This window comes from Sulfuricystis multivorans (genome assembly GCF_003966565.1).
GTDB lineage: Bacteria > Pseudomonadota > Gammaproteobacteria > Burkholderiales > Rhodocyclaceae > Sulfuricystis > Sulfuricystis multivorans.
In genome coordinates this window covers 202,592-218,923 of sequence record NZ_AP018718.1, presented here as the reverse complement: position 1 = coordinate 218,923, position 16,332 = coordinate 202,592, and the positions used below count along the sequence as shown (strand labels likewise).

The window sequence follows — 16,332 nt, the reverse complement described above, 5'->3', positions numbered from 1 at the left end:
CTAATGTAGAAAATGGAAGGCGCCGGAGAGAACAAGATTGTTGACTCGGGCGTAGAGGTACTGCCGAAGCAATGCCAAATCAATTCCTTAGCGCGGAGAGTGAAATGAAGTTGAAAGAAGACAGATTGTCGGCCTCTTCACCGTTGTTCGCCTTGCTGGCATTGGTGGTGGGAATAGGGGGGTGTGTCGCCGATCCCCCCAAGCCGGAAACCGCGACGGTCGCCACTTCGGTGAAGACACCGGCCGCGAAGACGGTGACCAATTTCACGCCTGCCTTGCGTTGCATGGACGATCTGCTGCTCGCCTACGGCAAGCGCGACATCGTGATCACCACGGCCGGCATTCCGGACTCCACCGGCAAAGTCATGGCTGGCACCAAGGAGATGCTGATCACTGCCGCCTCGAAGATGTCGATCAAGAGCAAGGCGCTGACTTTCATCGACTATGACACGGAGCGTTCCGATCTGCTCGCGCTGTTCCAGGACATGCAGGCGGCCGGCGCCTTCCAGCACAAACTGCCGAACTATTACATACGCGGCGCGATCACCCAGCTCGATGAAAACGCGATCGACGCCCAGCAAGGTGCCGGTATCGCGCTGCCCTTCCTCGATCTGGGGGTTTCGCGTGACCAAGTCTCCTCGGTCGTTTCGATCGACATGAATGTCGGCGAGACCACATCGAGGATGATCCTGCCCGGCATCAATGCCAGCAACTCGCTGGTGGTCACGCGTACCGGCAAGGGGGGCGATCTGGGCGGCAAGATCGGCAAGGTCGGATTCTCGTTCAACATGTCGCTCAACAAGTCTGAAGGCTTGGGCTCCGGTGTGCGCGCGCTGATCGAGCTGGGCATGATCGAGCTCATCGGCAAACTGACCGGCACGCCTTACTGGAAGTGCCTGGAAATCGACAAGACCAACCCGGTGATGATCGAGCAGGCACGCGAGTGGTATGACGGCATGAAGCCCGAGGAACGTGTCAAACTGGTGCAGCGCAAGCTCGCCGGGATGAACTACTATTCCGGACCGATCAATGGCATCGTCTCGAAGGAGCTCTCCGCCGCAATCGGCAAGTACCAGGCGGAAAATGGCCTGATCGCCGACGGTCGCATCAATTTCGATCTCTATTACGCGCTGCTCGACGCCGACCAGCCGCCGGCGGCCGATCCGACCGCCGGCCCGACCGCGCCGGTGGTGAGTGCCGCGCCGCGCCCGGCTGCTGCCGGTGGGCCACTGTCCGTCAAGCTCGACACCGATCGCGGCCCGCGCCCGACCTACAAGCCAAAAGAATTTCTACAGGCGCGTGTCCAGCTATCCTCCGACGGCATTCTTTATTGTTACTACCGTGACAACACCGGGGTGATCGCGCGCATCTTTCCGAACCGCTTCAATCCGGATTCCTTCGTGCGCGGCGGCCGGCCGATGTCGCTGCCGCCGGAAGGCTCGCCGTTCAAGATTCGCTTCGACCAGCCGGGTCACGAGCAGATCGTCTGCTATGCCAGCGATCGCGATCTGCCGTTGCCGGCGAATCTGAAGGCGGCGGACCTGACGCCGCTGAAAGTGGCTTCGCTCGAAGAAATCGCGACGGCCTTCCGCAAATCCAACCCGAACGTCGCCGAAGCCAAACTCGAAATCACCGTGCGATGACGTGGACCGAGGAGAATGATCGTGCGTTTGCACGTTGCGGCTGGCATCGCGGTCTGGTTGGCCAGTCCGGCCTGGAGCGGCGAGATCATCATCGTCGATCCGGCGCGCGAGAAGGCACAGTCCTTGCCGCAGCCGGAGAATCTGCGTCACGACGAGCTACGCGGGCGGGTGCTCGACGAGGCGCGCATCAGGAGTGGGCGAACGCCAGATCTGCCTTCCATTCACATCGAGGGCGAACCGATCGCTCCTGCCAGCGAGCGTGTGCGCGAGGCACGCGGTTATCTCGACGAGGATGCCGCGCCGCCAGCACCGACTCTGATCATCAAAGGCGGCCCGCCACCTTCGGAAGCCACCCAATCGCGCGAAAAGGCGCGTGCGTGGACCGCATCGCCCGCTCCCAAGGCCACCAACCGCTGCAATACCGAGAATACCGTCGGCGGCATCGAGGGCACGACGCAAGGACATACGGTCATCCAGGGCAATAGGAGCGGCGTTACTATCTGCAAGTGATGCGACAGGAGATGGAACATGAAAAAAGCAGCATGGCTTGCGGCGCTGGCTACCCTGGCCGCAGCAACGGTCCAAGCGCAAATCAGCATCTCGGCCGGAGGACAGGATGTACGGGTCGGCGCCGACGGCTCGGTCAGCGTTCAAGGCACCGGCGGTGATGTGCGCGTCGGCGCCGGCAGCCAGGTTTCGGTCGGCTCCCACAACGAAGTCGGTTCATCGACTGGCAGCATCGCACCGGGCGCGAATATCGAGGGCGTGACGATCATCAACGGCAAGCTGTGGATCGACGGCAAGGAAATCCCGCCGGGCGTCAAAACCTACAAATCGCCCAAGACCGGCAAGATCTACAAGATCGAGCGCAACGGCAAGAACATCGCTGTGACCAGCAACGACTGAAGGATGCCGCGATGAAATCGTTGCGGGTTCTCGTACTCTTGAGTGCTCTCGCCAGCAATGCCGCTCAAGCCGAGCTGATCATCGCCGACAAGACGGTCCCACCGCAGGAGCTCGTCTACGAGCACCCGTTCCTGCACTTTCTCGTCTTTACGAGCCCCGAGGCGCGAGGCCAGGCGATCCTGCCCCCGGCGCCAGTGTTCGTCAATCCCCCGCCGCTGATCTGGCGTGCGCCAGGGACGATGCCACCCTATCCGCCGCCCACGCCGCCGGGCTTCAACCGCCCCGGCAATCCCAGCAGTCTGGATATCGCAAGCTACAACCTCGCCCGCGCTCATGCGATGAGTCAGAATCTCTATCGGCGTGAGAACGGCCTTGCCCTCTATTTCGGCCCGACCTCTTCGGTGTCGGGCATCATGTACTCTCCTGCCTGGAGCGTCTGGCCCTATCCGCCCTTAGCACCCGGCTCAAGCCACCCGAGCAACCGCGATAACGCCAGCTACTTGATCGAACGCGCGCACCGCTTCAGCCAGGATGCCTATCGTCGCCCTTGATTGCGCAATGGCGCGCTTCGCTGACACCAGATCCTTCGCATTTGGCGTGGCGGTGACTGGACTGATCGCTCGCGCATTTTCCGTCCTCGCGCTGTTCATCGGCCTGCAAATCGCGGTTGCGGATGACGGATTCGAGGGTCTGCCCGCACCGGAACCGGGCACGTATGAAACCATCCTCGCCACGAAGAGCGAAACCGTCCGGGTCTTCGCCTATCCAGCCCGGCAGCCCGTGTTCGTGATCGATTTCCCGACACTGGCGCAACAGGGACGCATGTTCAATCGCATCGTCGCACTCATCGAGCGCATCGGCGTCGGACGCGCACGCGTGCTCGACGATCAGGAACTGGCGCAATTCATCCGCTCGCTCGGCAAGACCGAGCTCACTTTCGCCTTCGGCAACGACTTTCTCGTCCATGAACTGGTCGTCTTCTTCAATCTCGCCGAATACGGCGGCATCGCGCTGAACCAAGAGGAGCGCGCGTTGCGAGCTTTTCTGCTCGAACAAGGGCTGATCCGCGAACGCTTCGGCTTTCTGCAGGCGATGCGACCCAATGCGGTAATCCTGTCGATTCCCCAGGAGAAAACCGGTGGTGGTAAGCCGGCGGTGTCGGCCCTGGCGCGCCGGACCATCCTGATGCATGAGCTCAGTCATGCCGAGTATTACACCAATCCACTCTATCGCGACTGGTGCCAGAAGTTCTGGCATGAAACGCTTTCCAAGCGCCAGCGCGCCGCGCTGCGCACCTTTTTGACCCAATCCGGCTACGATCCGGACAATGAAGAATTGATGATCAACGAAGCCCAGGCCTATCTGCTCCATACGCCCGATCCGCGCGCCTTCAATGCCAAGATGGCGAATCTCACCGAGGCGGAGCTGGAGGCAATACGCCAGGCATTTTTGAAAGGATATCCCGATGCGTTGCTGGCCAAGCGTTGATTTCCCCGTTGTCGCGAAGTATGGTTTGGCTGCGTTGCTGTCGCTTTTCTTGCTGACAGCTGCTGCCCAGGAGGACCGCGGCGCGTTGGTGACTGCCTTGGAAGGCAAGGCCGCGCTCGTCAAAGGAAACGAGAAACGCCCGCTGGAAGCTTTCGAACGTCTCGAAGCCGGCGATGCGATCGTCCTCGATCAAGCAAGGCTCACCATAGTGTTCTTCCTCACCGGTCGCCAGGAAGCCTGGCAAGGCAGTGGCCGGCTCGAAATCGGCCCGGGCGAGGGCAAGTCCGCCGCTTTGTCCGCGCCCCAGGTGAAGACCTTGGCTCCCTACCTCGTCAAGCAGATTGCCAAGACGCCAATCTTGTTGGCCCAAGGCCGCGCCGGCGCCACACGCCTGCGCGCCCTCGCGACCCCCGAGGCGATCGCCAAGGTCGACGAGGCCTACCGGCGTTTGCAGATGGAATCCGCTGCCGGCGATCTTTCGCCCGAGATGTATCGCCTGTCCGCCCTCTTCGAGATGAAAGCCTTCGATGCCGTAGAAGCTGCCTTGGGCGATCTCGAGCTGTCGTATCCCCGCTACAACGAGGCCAAGCTGCTCGTGGCGCTCTACCGAAAAGCCTTGAAGAACGCCCGCGAAGCGCGATAGCCTGAATCAAGCTGGTTTTTTGTCATGCATGGGAGAAATTCGATGAAAAGAGCAATGCTCAAAAGCGCGGTTTTCGCCGCGGCCACTTTGGCCAGCGCCGGGGCCATGGCCACACCATGTGATATCGTGTTGTCGGATTACGCCAATGGTATCTGGCCCGATGCGCCTCAATATCACCCGGAATGCTTCGGGGCGAGCCAGCAAAATGCGGCAGTCTCGATTACTCAAACCTCGTTCGCTCAGATTTCCGCCATCTCCACGGCGCTCATCAATCGCTTTCTGGCCTCGCCCCCGACGGAAGTCGCCGGCCTTTCGACCGGCGCGGCGGCCGCCACGCCCGGTAAGCCTTGGAATATCTGGGGTAACTTGAATGACGCACGCACCAGGCAAGAGTATTTCCGACCGCTGGCCGGCAGCAATATCCGACTGAGCACCGATTCGCTCAACACGGTGATCGGTGGTGATTATGCGCTTTCCTCGCGGTTCGTCGCTGGCGTATCGGCAGCGATCGACCGCTCGTCCGGCGACAGCTATGCCAACGGCTTGATGCAGAACGCATTGACCAACAAGGGCTACATGATCGCGCCTTATGTCGGTTACTCCATTTCCAAGGAGCTCGCGCTTGATGCCTCGCTCGGTTTCGGTCAGGGCGAGCTGTCGCAGACCGGCAATGTCAAGGCCGATGCCGACCGCTGGTTCGCCGGGATCAATCTCAACTACTCTAGATGGATGGGCAATACCCAGCTCTCCGGCAAGCTTGGCTACATGCACGGCGAGGAAAAATACGACGAGGCCAAGCTCAATGGCACGACGCTGAATAGCACCGGCGCGACCAACAAGATCGACCGTTGGCACCTGGGTGCGCAGGCGGCCTGGTGGATGGGTGGCGCCATGCCCTACATCGGCCTGAGCTATTTAAACGACCATCGCAGCACGTCATTGTCCGGGGCTGCGGATCCGATCGGCAAGGATGCCTGGCAATGGAGCCTGGGCGTCAACTTCCTCTCGGTCTCCCGTGGCCTGACCGGCGGTATCGTCTGGCAGCAAGAAGAGAGCCGCTCGAACCAGAAGCAGCATCAGCTGGTCGCCAACATCGGCCTGCGCTTCTGATTTCTGGCCGATGCAGCGCACCAGGGCCGCGGGCGCGCTCGCGGCCTTTTCTTTTCTTCTCCTCGCCGGCTGCGTCTGCGGCTTGCCGGCGGGCAGCGCCGCGCGCGTCGATGCGGGCTTGAATGCGGCGGGTTTTGCACGCTGCCGTCTTGCCAGCGCCGACTTTCCCGTGCTGGCCTGGCTGCGCAAAGGGGAAGGCAAGACGCTGACCGTGATCATCGAAGGCGATGGCGCGGCCTGGTTCAACCCGCGCTGGCCGCCTGCCGATCCGACGCCGGAGGCAAGCCAGGCGGCAGCGCTGGCCCAGGCGCTTGCCGGCCCCGTTGCCTATCTTGCGCGGCCTTGCCAATTCGAGCGCAGCGATGCTTGCCGACTGGAACACTGGACGCTGCGCCGCTTTGCACCCGAAATCGTCAGCGCGCTCGATCGGGCGCTCGATGAACTCAAACGCACCGCGGGCGCCAGCCGTCTGAAACTCGTTGGTCATTCCGGCGGCGGCACTTTGGCCGTGCTGCTTGCCCAGCGGCGGCAGGATGTGTCGTCGGTCGTCACTTTGATGGCCCCGCTGGCGGTGGAAGCCTGGACGCGCCGGCTCGACATTTCGCCGCTGACCGGGCTCGATCCGATGGGCGGGCCGGCGCTGTCGATTCCCGCCATCCATGTCGCCGGCGGCCGTGACGAGATCGTGCCGCCCGCAGTCATCGCCGCCGCTGTGCCTGCGTTAGGAGGAGAATACCGACTCTGGCCACAAGCCGACCATGCCTGCTGGCCGGTTCAGGAGGCGCAACGACTGATCGGGAGGCTGCCATGATCCTAACGCGCATGATCGCCACGCCCACCCGCGGAGGATGAGCCCCGGTTGACCGCTGCTCAAGGTAAAAAATGTCTTCGGAAATCAGAAGCTTCCTCTCCTTCACCGCTCACCGCGAAGGGGAGCCCGCTTTGCACCCGTCGGGACGCACCATCGGGCGCGCCCAACTGAGGGCTTCAGAATGATGCGTTTTGCACTGTTGCTGATCCTGTTCGCGGCACAGTCCGTGCTCGCCCAGTTCCCGCCGATGTTCATCGGCGGACCGCCGGGTTTCGCGCAATTCCAGGCCATGACCTTGCAGCGTCATCAGGCGCGCACGCTGCTCTATCGCGAAGCGCTCGAAGAGCTGCGCAAGAACCCACAGGCGGCCGATGTGCCGGTCTGCGCGCCGGGCGTCAAGCCCAAAGCCAGCGAATGTCTGCTGCCGCCGGCGCCACCGCCCGAACCCATGCAAGCGACCCCGGAGGTGGCGATGAAAGAAGCCGTCCCGCCAGCGCCGAGTTCGGCGCCTGTCGTTCCTGCAAGGCGGCTGGCGCTGTTGATCGGCAACAACGACTACACAGCACCGATCCCGCCGCTCGAGACGCCGCTTGCCGATGTCACGCGCATCGGCCAGGTGCTGGAACGACGCTTTGGCTACCGCGTAGAACTCTTAAAAAACGCGGGCAAGCAGGTGATCGTCTCTGCGTTGAACCACTTGGCGGCCGAGGCGAAACCGGAAGACGCGGTACTGATCCTCTATGCCGGCCACGGCTACGAGATGGATGACACGAAGATGGGCTACTGGATTCCCGTCGATGCCTCGGTGAAGACTGCAAAGGGCTGGATATCCAACGACGATGTCGCGCGGCTGCTGGCAGCGATCCCGGCGCGGCAGATCATCCTCGTTTCCGATTCCTGCTTTTCCGGCACGCTCGCCCGCGAGAAGAAATTCGTCGCACCAGGCACGACCAAGCCTGAGGAGATCCTGCGCCGCCGCTCGGTGCTGGTCCTCACCTCCGGCGATGAAGAGCCGGTTTCCGACGAGGGCAAGGAGGGTCACTCGATCTTCGCCTGGAATCTGGTGCGCACGCTGGAGGCGGCAGGTGGGTTGACGCCGGGCTTCGAGGTCTGGCGCGAGGTGCATCACGGCGTGACGAAGGAATATCCGCAGAAACCGCAATACGGCGCGGTGGTCTCGGCCGGCCATGTCGAGGGCGGCGAGTACCTCTTCCACGCCGAAATGCGTTAGCATTCTTTGCCTGCCCATCGAGGAATCGTTCCATGATCCGCTATCTGATGATCGGGCTCGTCGCGCTCGCGGCGAGTGCAGCCACGCCCGCCTGGGCGAAAAACTATGCGCTGTTGATCGGCAATGCCGCCTACTCGCTGGGGCCGCTCGACAACCCGGTCAATGACGCGAACGATTTCGCGAAGACCCTGCGGGAGATCGGTTTCGATGCGCGCGTGATCACCAACCAGAACAAGGAGGCGATGATGCAGGCGATCCGTGATTTCGGCGAGCGGATCAAGGGGAACGACGGCATCGCGCTGTTCTACTACGCCGGTCACGGCGTGCAGGTCGAGGGCGAGAACTATCTGTTGCCCGTCAATGAGTCGATCCGCAACGAGGAAGAGGTGAAAAAGAACGCCGTGCCGGCCAATCTCGTGCTGCGCTACATGGAGGACTCGAAAAACCGCGTCAATGTCGTCGTGCTCGATGCCTGCCGCAACAATCCGTTCCTCAAGACCCGCTCGCTCAAATCGCGTGGGCTTGCGCCGATGGATGCGCCCTCCGGTTCGCTGATCGCCTTTTCCACCGCGCCGGGCACCGAGGCGCTCGACGGCTCGGATCGCAACGGTCTCTACACGAAGCATCTGATGGCCAACGTCAAGGTGCCGGGATTGACGGTCGAGCAGGTATTCAAGCGTACCCGCGAGGCGGTCGAGATCGAATCGGAAAGGCTTGCCGGCCGCCGTCAATCGCCGCGCGAGGAATCGAGCCTGAAAGGCGGCGACATGTATTTCGTGCCGCCGCCGGCAGGCAAGCAGACCGACGATGCGGCGATCGAGCTCGCCTACTGGAACTCGATCGCCAACTCGGACAGCAGCGCAGATTTCGAGTCCTACCTCGCGCAATATCCAAACGGCAGATTCGCCGAGCTGGCCAAAAACCGCCTGCAAGCCATGAAGAGCCGGCAGACCTTGGCGCGCAGCGAGACGCGCACGGCCGATGGCGGGCAGACAGCCGCGCCTGCAGCGAGCGCAGCGCCAACGCCCGCCTTCGGCCAGCCGCCTGCCGCTCCGACCCGGCTGGCCGCGGCGCGACCCGGCGGCGTCTATGGCTCGGCGCGCAAGTTCAGCTTCTCCGACGACGAAGGCCAGGCCACCGTCAAGGCCGCCGAGTTCCTGTCGATCGGCTGCCGCGACATGATCCGCAACAAGAAAGTGGCCCTGCAGCTCGACGATCGCAGCGGCGGTGGCGAAGTGGTGCGCCAGTCGCTGGAAGCGAAGCTGAAGAGCATCGGCGTGAAACTCGCCGCGAACAAGGCGGGCGCCGACTTCGTCGTGCGCGGCAAGATCACCGCCGCGTCAGGCATCAATCGCCTGGTCGGCATCAACGAAGTGGATTTGACCGCCGACTTCACCTTGCTGCTCAAAAACGGCAATGCGGTCGCCTCGACCTCGGCGTACGGTTCGAGTTTCAGCGGCGCGAACCGCCAGCAAACGGTCCGCGCGTTGTGGGACGAGAAGAGCGAGGAAGTCGTCGGCCGCCTGTTCGGCGATTACTGTTCCGATTGATCTTTCGAGGAGATGACCATGCGTTGCCTGCCCTTTGCCGCCGCTTTCCTGTTCGCCACGGCCACGGCGGCCCAGCCGGTGTTCGACAGCCCCTCGCCGACCGCCGGCTCTTCGACTTCGCAAAAGGCCAATGAGATGGCCGAGCGCGGGATGTACAAGGACGTCCAGTATGTGAATGCCGCCAAACGCGGTCCCGCTCTCGTCGTCATCCCCGGTGAGATCAAGAGCAACAATGCCACCTTCACGCAGAAGTTCGGCCCGAACAATATCGCCGATTTCGCCGAGCTGGAGCTCGGGCGCGCCAATTTCGCGGTGCTGGAGCGTGCCGACATGGGGCCGCTACTCAGGGAATTCCAGCTCGCCTACACGATGGGCGATCCCGCCGCCGCGCAGAAGACATTGCAGAAAGGCAAGTTGAAGACGACCAAATGGGTGGTCAAATTCGACGTGCTGAAAGCCGAGCAGGTCGCCAAGGCACAGGAAGGCTTCGATGGCGGCGCCATCGGCAGCATCATCGGCATCCTGGGCGGCGGGCGCGGCTCGGCCGCCGCCGGCACCGCGGTCGGCTCGGTGCAGACCGGTGAGGCGACCGGCGTCTGGATCATCGGCATGCGCTACAAGATCCTCGATGCCAACACCACCGAGCAGGTGGCGACCGGCTACACCGAAGAGAAAATGGAGGTCGGCGCGAAATCCACCTCGGTGCTGGGCATCTCGCAGGGTGCCCAAGGGGGACTGACGCTCGATGGCATGGTGCAGCGCCTGGTGCAGAAACTCGTCTGGGAAATCGATTCCCGCTACAAGTGATTCGTTCGTAACAAGGGGAGAGAAAAGCCATGAAGCCGATTGCGAAGCGCACGGCAATCATCGCGCTTTGTGTTGGATCGATGTTGTCCGGTTGCCTGCAAACGAACCCGTTCAAGCCCGCGGATGCCGACAATCCTTCGCCGACCGCCGGCTCCGATACTTCGCAGAAAGCCAACGAAATGGCCGACAAGGCGATGTACAAGCCGATCGAATATGAGAATGCCGCGATCAAGGGGCCCAACCTCGTCGTCATTCCGGGCGAGATCAAGAGCAACAACGCCACCTTCACGCAGAAATTCGGTCCGAACAACATCGCCGATTTCGCCGAGCTGGAACTGGGACGCGCCAATTTCGGCGTGCTGGAGCGTTCCGACATGGGCCCGATGTTGCAGGAGTTCCAGCTTGCCTACACGATGGGTGATCCGGTCGCCGCACGCAAGCTGCTAAAAAAAGGCAAGTGGAAGACGACCAAATGGGTGGTCAAGTTCGACATCCTGAAGGCCGAGCAGGTGGCGCAGGCGAAACAGGGCTTCGATGGCCGTGCCCTGGGGCAGATCCTGAGCACCTTGGGGGAAGACCAGGAAAGTCATGCCGCCGGGCAAGCCGTTGCGTCGATCAAAACCGACGAAGGCACCGGGGTGTGGATCATCGGCATGCGTTACAAGATCCTCGATGCCAATACCACCGAGCAGGTGGCGATCGGCTACACCGAGGAGAAGATGGAGGTCGGCGCGAAAGCCACCTCGGTATTGGGAATATCCCAAGCCGCGCAAGGGGGGCTCACGCTCGATGGCATGGTGCAGCGCCTGGTGCAAAAGCTCGTCTGGGAGATCGATGCCAAGCACAAGGGCTCTGGCGCCGCCCCGGAACCTCCGCCTGCTCCGGAACCGGCCGCCAAGGCTGCCGCGAAAAAGACTACGAAGAAGAAATAGCGACGCGCGAGAGCCCTTCGAGCACCAGATCGTCGATGCGCCGCAGCGGCAGATCGAGATGCGGCGCCAAGGCTTCGGCCGCGCCGCCCGAGAGCAGCACGCGAAATCCGGCGCTGGTGGAGCGGCATGCCGCTTTCGCCATCCGCTCGATCGCACCGAGCGTCGCATGCAGAGCGCCGCTTTCGATCGCATCATCGGTATTGGTCGGAAGTTCCTGATAGCGCCCGCGCGCCTCCGGCAGGCTGGCGGTATTGCGGGCGAGCGTCCGACGCATCAATTCGAGTCCCGGCAGGATCAGCCCGCCGAGGAAGCGGCCGTCGGCGCCGAGGGCGTCGACGGTGGTGGCCGTGCCCGCCATGACGACGAGCGCCGGCCCCGCATGCAGGCCGCGCGCGCCGATCAGCGCCGCCCAGCGGTCGGCCCCGAGCTGCTCCGGGCGGCCGTAGCCGTTCGTCACGCCGCAGCAGGCGGCGCTGCTGACGAACCATTCGAGTGGCGCAGCGAGGCTGCGGGCAAGGGCTTCGATCTGCCCCGCAACTGCGTTGCCGGCGACGTTGCAAGCCACGACGCGCTGCACCGGCGCGGGCAGGGCCAGCGTCGCGATGCCCTCGTGCGCGACAACGCCCTTCGCCAGCCAGCGGCTGCGGTCGTGTAGCCCCCATTTGAGTCGCGTATTGCCGGCGTCGATGCAGAGGATCATGCCGGCCTCAACGAGATTTCGCCCGCGAGCACGCGCTCGATGCGCCCGTCGCTCTCGAACAACAGCGCGCCATCGCGATCGACGCCCCGGCAGATGCCGGCACGCGGCGACGCGAAATCATGGAAAAGCCGGATCGGCGCATCCTCGAAGGCATGGCGCGCCCGCCACTGCTCGCGCAGCGCGGAAAACCCTTGCGCGCCGAAGACCTCCAGGGTCGCTCTGAGCTCGACCAGGATCGCCGCGAGCAGGATGTTCGGATCGGTATCGAGATCGAGCGCGGCGCTATTGGCGCGCAATTCTTCCGGCATCGCGGCAGGTAGCCTCAGGTTCATGCCGATGCCGATCACCGCCGCATGCGGTGCGCCAGGCACCAGTTCGACGAGGATGCCGGAAAGCTTCTTGCCGTCTTTCATCACGTCATTGGGCCATTTCAGTGCCGTATCGCCAGCGCCGACTTTCGCGAGCGCCTGGGTGAGCGCCAGTCCGGCCGCCAGCGACAGCCCTTGCGGCAGGGTTCCGGGCGCGAAACGCCACAGCAGCGAAAAGGTCAGGCTGTCGCCGGGCGCGGAAAGCCATGCCCGTCCCCGCCGCCCCCGACCGGCCGTCTGTCTTTCGGCGACGATCACGGTGCCCGAAGCTGCGCCGGCCTCGGCACGGGCGAGCAGCAGCGCGTTGGTCGAAACACATTCCGGCAGCAGCTCGGCATCGAAATAGCGGGCATCGGCGCCGAGCGCCTGGACGAAGACGGAAAGATCAAGCATCGTGAAACTATACCGCCGGAGCAGCCTGCCGCCGAGCAATTGCAAGTGTTTGTAACAAACTGCTGACCATTGTCCGCGGCCTGCGTTATCGTGTTTGCATCCGCCTCGATCCGGGAAGAGAGAAATGAAACCCTTGCCACTGATGACGATTCTGGCCGGAACGGCGCTGCTGTTTGCCGGCTGCGCCGCTTATCCGGAATACGACCCCTATTATGAGCCGCCCATCGTGCGCGTTGCGCCACCGCCACCGCGCGTCGAATATGTCGTTCCGCCGCCGGTGGTCGGTTACGTCTGGATCGGCGGCTATTGGGACTGGGTGGGTACCCGCTACGTCTGGGTGCCGGGTCGTTGGGAAGCGCCGCGGCCTGGGTACGTTTGGGTACCGCGTCGTTGGGAACGGCATGATGACCACTGGCGACCTTATGGCGGCCGCTGGGAGCGCGGCGAACCGCCCCGCGTCGTCGTTCCACCCGCACCGCCGCCGCATGTCGAGCCCTACCCCCTCCCCGGCGCCGCACCCCGTCCCTCTGAGCGACCGGAACCGCCACGCAGCGAGCTTGAGAGCCGCCGGCCGATGGTCGTCGATCCCGGTCGCTTGCAGGAACGCCGCGCCGAGCCGCCGCGCGTAGAGCGTGATGATCGCGGCCGCGACAGTCGGCGGGATGAGCGGCGCGACGATCGCCGCTGGCGTGACCGCGATGGTGACGGCCGCCCGGACTTCCGTGACGGCCAGCGACCGTGATCAGCCGGTCTTGCCCTCGTCCAGGCCGAGCTCGTCGATCTTGCGCGTGAGCGTGTTGCGGCCGATGCCCAGAAGCTGCGCCGCCTCGGCGCGCCGACCGCCCGTGGCGGCCAGCGCCCGCCGGATCAGCATCGCTTCGAAGGCCTGACTGAGCTTTTCCCAGACGGCGCCGGGTTCACGGTTGAGGTGCTCGTCGGCCGCCGCAGCCAGGTGCGCGAGCCAGTCGGCGCCGGCTGGCGCTGCTTGGGGCGCTGCGCGCATTTCCGCCGGCAGATCGTCGATCTCGATCGTCTGGCCAGGCGCCATCACCGTCAGCCAGTGACAGAGGTTTTCCAGCTGCCGCACGTTGCCCGGCCAGGGCGCCGCCTGCAGGAAGCGGAGCGCGGCATCGGACAGCCGCTTGGGTTCGACGCCCAGTTCCCGGGCGCTTGCCGCGAGGAAATGACGCGCCAAGAGCGGGATGTCCTCGCGCCGCTCGCGCAGCGGCGGCAGGCGCAGCCGAATGACGTTCAAGCGGTGGAACAGGTCCTCGCGGAACAGGCCGGCCATGACGCGCGCTTCGAGATCCTGGTGGGTGGCGGCAATGATGCGCACGTTGGCGCGCAACGGCTGATGGCCGCCGACGCGATAGAACTGACCGTCGGAAAGCACGCGCAACAGCCGCGTCTGCAATTCCGACGGCATGTCGCCGATCTCGTCGAGGAAAAGCGTGCCGCCCGCCGCCTCCTCGAAGCGGCCGCGCCGCAAACTCGTCGCCCCGGTGAAAGCGCCCTTTTCGTGGCCGAAGAGCTCGGATTCGAGCAGCTCGCGCGGGATCGCCGCGGTGTTGATGGCAATGAAGGGGCCATCCTTGCGCGGGCTGTGGCGGTGCAGGGCACGCGCGACGAGCTCCTTGCCGGTGCCGGATTCGCCATTGATCAGCACCGTGGCATTGGCTTGGCTGAGTCGGCCGATGGCGCGGAATACCTCCTGCATCGCCGGCGCCTGGCCGAGGATTTCCGGCGCGAGGAGCGCGCCCGCGGCATCGTTGGCTTGCGGCTCTCCCTGGGCCAGCGCCCGTCTGACCAGCGCCACGGCCTGATCGACATCGAACGGCTTGGGTAGATATTCGAAGGCGCCCCCTTGGAACGCCGCGACGGCCGAGTCGAGATCGGAATAGGCGGTCATGATGATGACCGGCAGATTGGGGTGCTTTTCTCTCACTTGCCGCAGCAGTTCGAGGCCCGAGGTACCCGGCATGCGGATGTCGGAAATCAGCACGCGGGGCGCTTCACCTGCGGCGAGCCTGGCCAGCGCCTCGTCGGCCGAGCCGAAACTCGCACTGCTCAGGTCTTCGCGCGCGAGCGCCTTTTCCAGCACCCAGCGGATCGAGCGATCGTCATCGATGATCCAAACGGCGTTCATGTCGTCATCCTTTCTTCCTGGCCGAGCGGCAGGCGCAGCGCGAAGCAGGTATGCCCGGGTCGCGAGGTGACCTCGATGCTGCCATGATGCTGCTGGACGAAGGTCTGCGCCAGCGCCAGCCCCAGACCGGTGCCTTCGGCGCGGCCGGAGACCAGCGGATAGAAGATGCGCTCGCGGATCTCTTCCGGAATGCCGGGGCCGTTGTCGATGATCTGCACCTCGAGCGCGAGGCGATGGCGCTTGCGAGCGAGGGTTGCCTGGCGCAGGGCACGGGTGCGGACGAGGATCTCTCCCACGCCATTCATCGCCTGGGCGGCATTGCGTTCGATGTTGAGGATCGCCTGGATCAGCTGTTCGCGATCGCCGGTGAGCGCGGGCAATGAAACATCATAGTCACGGCGCACCTCTACATCGGGGAATTCGGCCTGGATCAGGCGCCGCACGTGCTCGAGGAGCTCGTGGATGTTGAGCGGCGTCGGCTGCATCGCGCGATGCGAGGAGAGTAGACGCTGCATCAGCGCCTGCAGCCGGTCGGCCTCGGCGATGATGACATTCGTGTACTCGTTGAGCGTTGCCGCGTTGTCCATCGCAGCGAGCTCGCGTGCCAGGAGTTGCGCCGCACCGCGGATGCCGCCGAGCGGATTCTTGATCTCGTGGGCGAGATTGCGGATCAGCTCTTGGTTGGCGCGCTGCTGCACGGCTTCGCGCGCCTCGCGCGCCGCCTTGAGTTGCTGGTCGATCGGGCGGAATTCCAGCAGCAGCTTCACTCCCGGTAGGTCGACCGGGGTCACGGTACAGTCGAGATGGAGCGGCTCGCCTCGAGCGCGCGCAACGAGGATGTCGTGGCCGGTGTAGCTCCAGCGGTTGGCGAGCGCATTGTCCAGAGCCTTCATCAGGGCCGGGGGGCTGCCGAGCAGCTGTGCCAGCGGCAGACCGAGGCAGGTGCGTTGGCTGACGGCAAACAGGTTTTCCGCCGCGGGATTGCAATGGCGGATGCGCAGCTCGCCATCGAGCAGGATCACCGCGGAGGAAAGCAGGTCGAGACCGGCCAGACCAGATTCGGTATGCGCGTTCATGGCCGAGGCCGCAGCAAGAATTGCGCCAGAGAGGCGTCGCTACCTCAGGTTCGCGAGTTCCCGCTGCAACGATTCGATGTTGCGTTCATGCAGCTGCACCTTGTCGCGGTAGTTCTGGATGCGTGCCTCGCGTTGCGCGCCTTTGATCCCGCCACCGACGATACGTTCTTCCGGCAGGATCAGGTTTTCCTGTTCCGCCAGCTCCTTCTTCGCCGCCTCGAGATTCTTCTGCTCGTTGGCGAGCTCTTTTTCCAGAATCGCGCGCCGCTCGGCATCGCGCGCCTTCTGCTGGTCACCATTGACGCGGGGGAAATCGCCGGGCGTGGCCTGACGCTGCTTGCGCGGCGGCGGGGAAAAGGTGGAGACCGGCTTGTCCTGCGAGATGACTTCGCAGTTCTTGCCGGTCGTCTTCTGGTTCGTGTAGGTGATGCGGCCGTCGGGTCCCGTGCATTTGTAGAGCGTATCGGCCCAGGCGTAAGGCACGATGACCGTGAGGATGAGCGGCAAGAGTCGTTGCGTCATGACGAC

Annotated in this window: 18 protein-coding genes; 13 read left to right on the top strand and 5 right to left on the bottom strand. The window is 63.9% G+C overall.

What is annotated here, in order from left to right; genetic code table 11:
* Nucleotides 1-104 precede the first annotated feature (104 nt).
* The 12 genes from EL335_RS01055 (at nucleotide 105) to EL335_RS01000 (ending at nucleotide 11,121) form a co-directional block, all read left to right on the top strand.
* Complete coding sequence (locus EL335_RS01055) at nucleotides 105-1,643, top strand: DUF4384 domain-containing protein (protein WP_172599985.1); 1,539 nt, start codon at nucleotides 105-107, stop codon at nucleotides 1,641-1,643.
* A 21-nt stretch (nucleotides 1,644-1,664) separates the two neighbouring features.
* Entirely contained in the window at nucleotides 1,665-2,153 is a 489-nt protein-coding gene (locus EL335_RS01050; protein WP_126443836.1) for a hypothetical protein, read from the top strand.
* 18 nt (nucleotides 2,154-2,171) lie between these two features.
* Nucleotides 2,172-2,549 (top strand): hypothetical protein, encoded by a 378-nt coding sequence (locus tag EL335_RS01045; RefSeq protein ID WP_126443835.1) that lies wholly within the window; start codon nucleotides 2,172-2,174, stop codon nucleotides 2,547-2,549.
* Nucleotides 2,550-2,560: 11 nt separating this feature from the next.
* Complete coding sequence (locus EL335_RS01040; RefSeq protein ID WP_126443834.1) at nucleotides 2,561-3,100, top strand: hypothetical protein; 540 nt, start codon at nucleotides 2,561-2,563, stop codon at nucleotides 3,098-3,100.
* A 7-nt stretch (nucleotides 3,101-3,107) separates the two neighbouring features.
* Nucleotides 3,108-4,037: a hypothetical protein gene (locus tag EL335_RS01035; RefSeq protein ID WP_126443833.1), complete on the top strand. Its 930-nt coding sequence runs from the start codon at nucleotides 3,108-3,110 to the stop codon at nucleotides 4,035-4,037.
* Complete coding sequence (locus EL335_RS01030) at nucleotides 4,015-4,680, top strand: hypothetical protein (protein ID WP_126443832.1); 666 nt, start codon at nucleotides 4,015-4,017, stop codon at nucleotides 4,678-4,680. Before EL335_RS01035 ends, EL335_RS01030 begins: the two co-directional genes overlap by 23 nt.
* Before the next feature lie 42 nt (nucleotides 4,681-4,722).
* The gene (locus EL335_RS01025) at nucleotides 4,723-5,790 is read left to right on the top strand and encodes an autotransporter outer membrane beta-barrel domain-containing protein (protein WP_126443831.1); all 1,068 of its coding nucleotides are present in this window, start codon (nucleotides 4,723-4,725) and stop codon (nucleotides 5,788-5,790) included.
* Nucleotides 5,791-5,800: 10 nt separating this feature from the next.
* The gene (locus tag EL335_RS01020; protein ID WP_126443830.1) at nucleotides 5,801-6,601 is read left to right on the top strand and encodes an alpha/beta hydrolase; all 801 of its coding nucleotides are present in this window, start codon (nucleotides 5,801-5,803) and stop codon (nucleotides 6,599-6,601) included.
* A gap of 181 nt (nucleotides 6,602-6,782) precedes the next feature.
* Complete coding sequence (locus tag EL335_RS01015; RefSeq protein WP_126443829.1) at nucleotides 6,783-7,832, top strand: caspase family protein; 1,050 nt, start codon at nucleotides 6,783-6,785, stop codon at nucleotides 7,830-7,832.
* 32 nt (nucleotides 7,833-7,864) lie between these two features.
* Nucleotides 7,865-9,382, top strand: coding sequence for a caspase family protein (locus tag EL335_RS01010; protein WP_126443828.1), 1,518 nt, complete (start codon nucleotides 7,865-7,867; stop codon nucleotides 9,380-9,382).
* Between the two features lie 18 nt (nucleotides 9,383-9,400).
* Nucleotides 9,401-10,189: a hypothetical protein gene (locus EL335_RS01005; protein ID WP_284155394.1), complete on the top strand. Its 789-nt coding sequence runs from the start codon at nucleotides 9,401-9,403 to the stop codon at nucleotides 10,187-10,189.
* Nucleotides 10,190-10,218: 29 nt separating this feature from the next.
* Nucleotides 10,219-11,121, top strand: coding sequence for a hypothetical protein (locus EL335_RS01000; RefSeq protein ID WP_284155393.1), 903 nt, complete (start codon nucleotides 10,219-10,221; stop codon nucleotides 11,119-11,121).
* Here the strand turns inward: EL335_RS01000 and EL335_RS00995 are convergent.
* Both EL335_RS00995 and EL335_RS00990 read right to left on the bottom strand, forming a co-directional pair.
* Nucleotides 11,105-11,821, bottom strand: a complete 717-nt coding sequence (locus EL335_RS00995) for a type III pantothenate kinase (RefSeq protein ID WP_126443826.1) — start codon at nucleotides 11,819-11,821, stop codon at nucleotides 11,105-11,107. The two genes, EL335_RS01000 and EL335_RS00995, sit on opposite strands and share 17 nt — an antisense overlap.
* Nucleotides 11,818-12,582, bottom strand: coding sequence for a biotin--[acetyl-CoA-carboxylase] ligase (locus tag EL335_RS00990; protein ID WP_126443825.1), 765 nt, complete (start codon nucleotides 12,580-12,582; stop codon nucleotides 11,818-11,820). Before EL335_RS00990 ends, EL335_RS00995 begins: the two co-directional genes overlap by 4 nt.
* Nucleotides 12,583-12,706: 124 nt before the next feature.
* On the opposite strand from EL335_RS00990, the gene EL335_RS00985 reads away from it, so the two are divergent.
* Entirely contained in the window at nucleotides 12,707-13,324 is a 618-nt protein-coding gene (locus EL335_RS00985; RefSeq protein WP_284155392.1) for a YXWGXW repeat-containing protein, read from the top strand.
* On the opposite strand, the gene ntrC is transcribed toward EL335_RS00985, so the two are convergent.
* The 3 genes from ntrC to EL335_RS00970 are packed head-to-tail and all read right to left on the bottom strand — an operon-like array spanning nucleotide 13,325 to nucleotide 16,326.
* Nucleotides 13,325-14,728: a nitrogen regulation protein NR(I) gene (gene ntrC / locus EL335_RS00980; RefSeq protein WP_126443824.1), complete on the bottom strand. Its 1,404-nt coding sequence runs from the start codon at nucleotides 14,726-14,728 to the stop codon at nucleotides 13,325-13,327.
* Entirely contained in the window at nucleotides 14,725-15,804 is a 1,080-nt protein-coding gene (glnL, locus tag EL335_RS00975; protein WP_126443823.1) for a nitrogen regulation protein NR(II), read from the bottom strand. Before glnL ends, ntrC begins: the two co-directional genes overlap by 4 nt.
* A 39-nt stretch (nucleotides 15,805-15,843) precedes the next feature.
* Nucleotides 15,844-16,326 carry a DUF4124 domain-containing protein gene (locus tag EL335_RS00970; RefSeq protein WP_126443822.1) on the bottom strand — a complete coding sequence of 161 codons (483 nt, stop codon included), beginning with the start codon at nucleotides 16,324-16,326 and terminating at the stop codon, nucleotides 15,844-15,846.
* Between the last annotated feature and the right edge of the window lie 6 nt (nucleotides 16,327-16,332).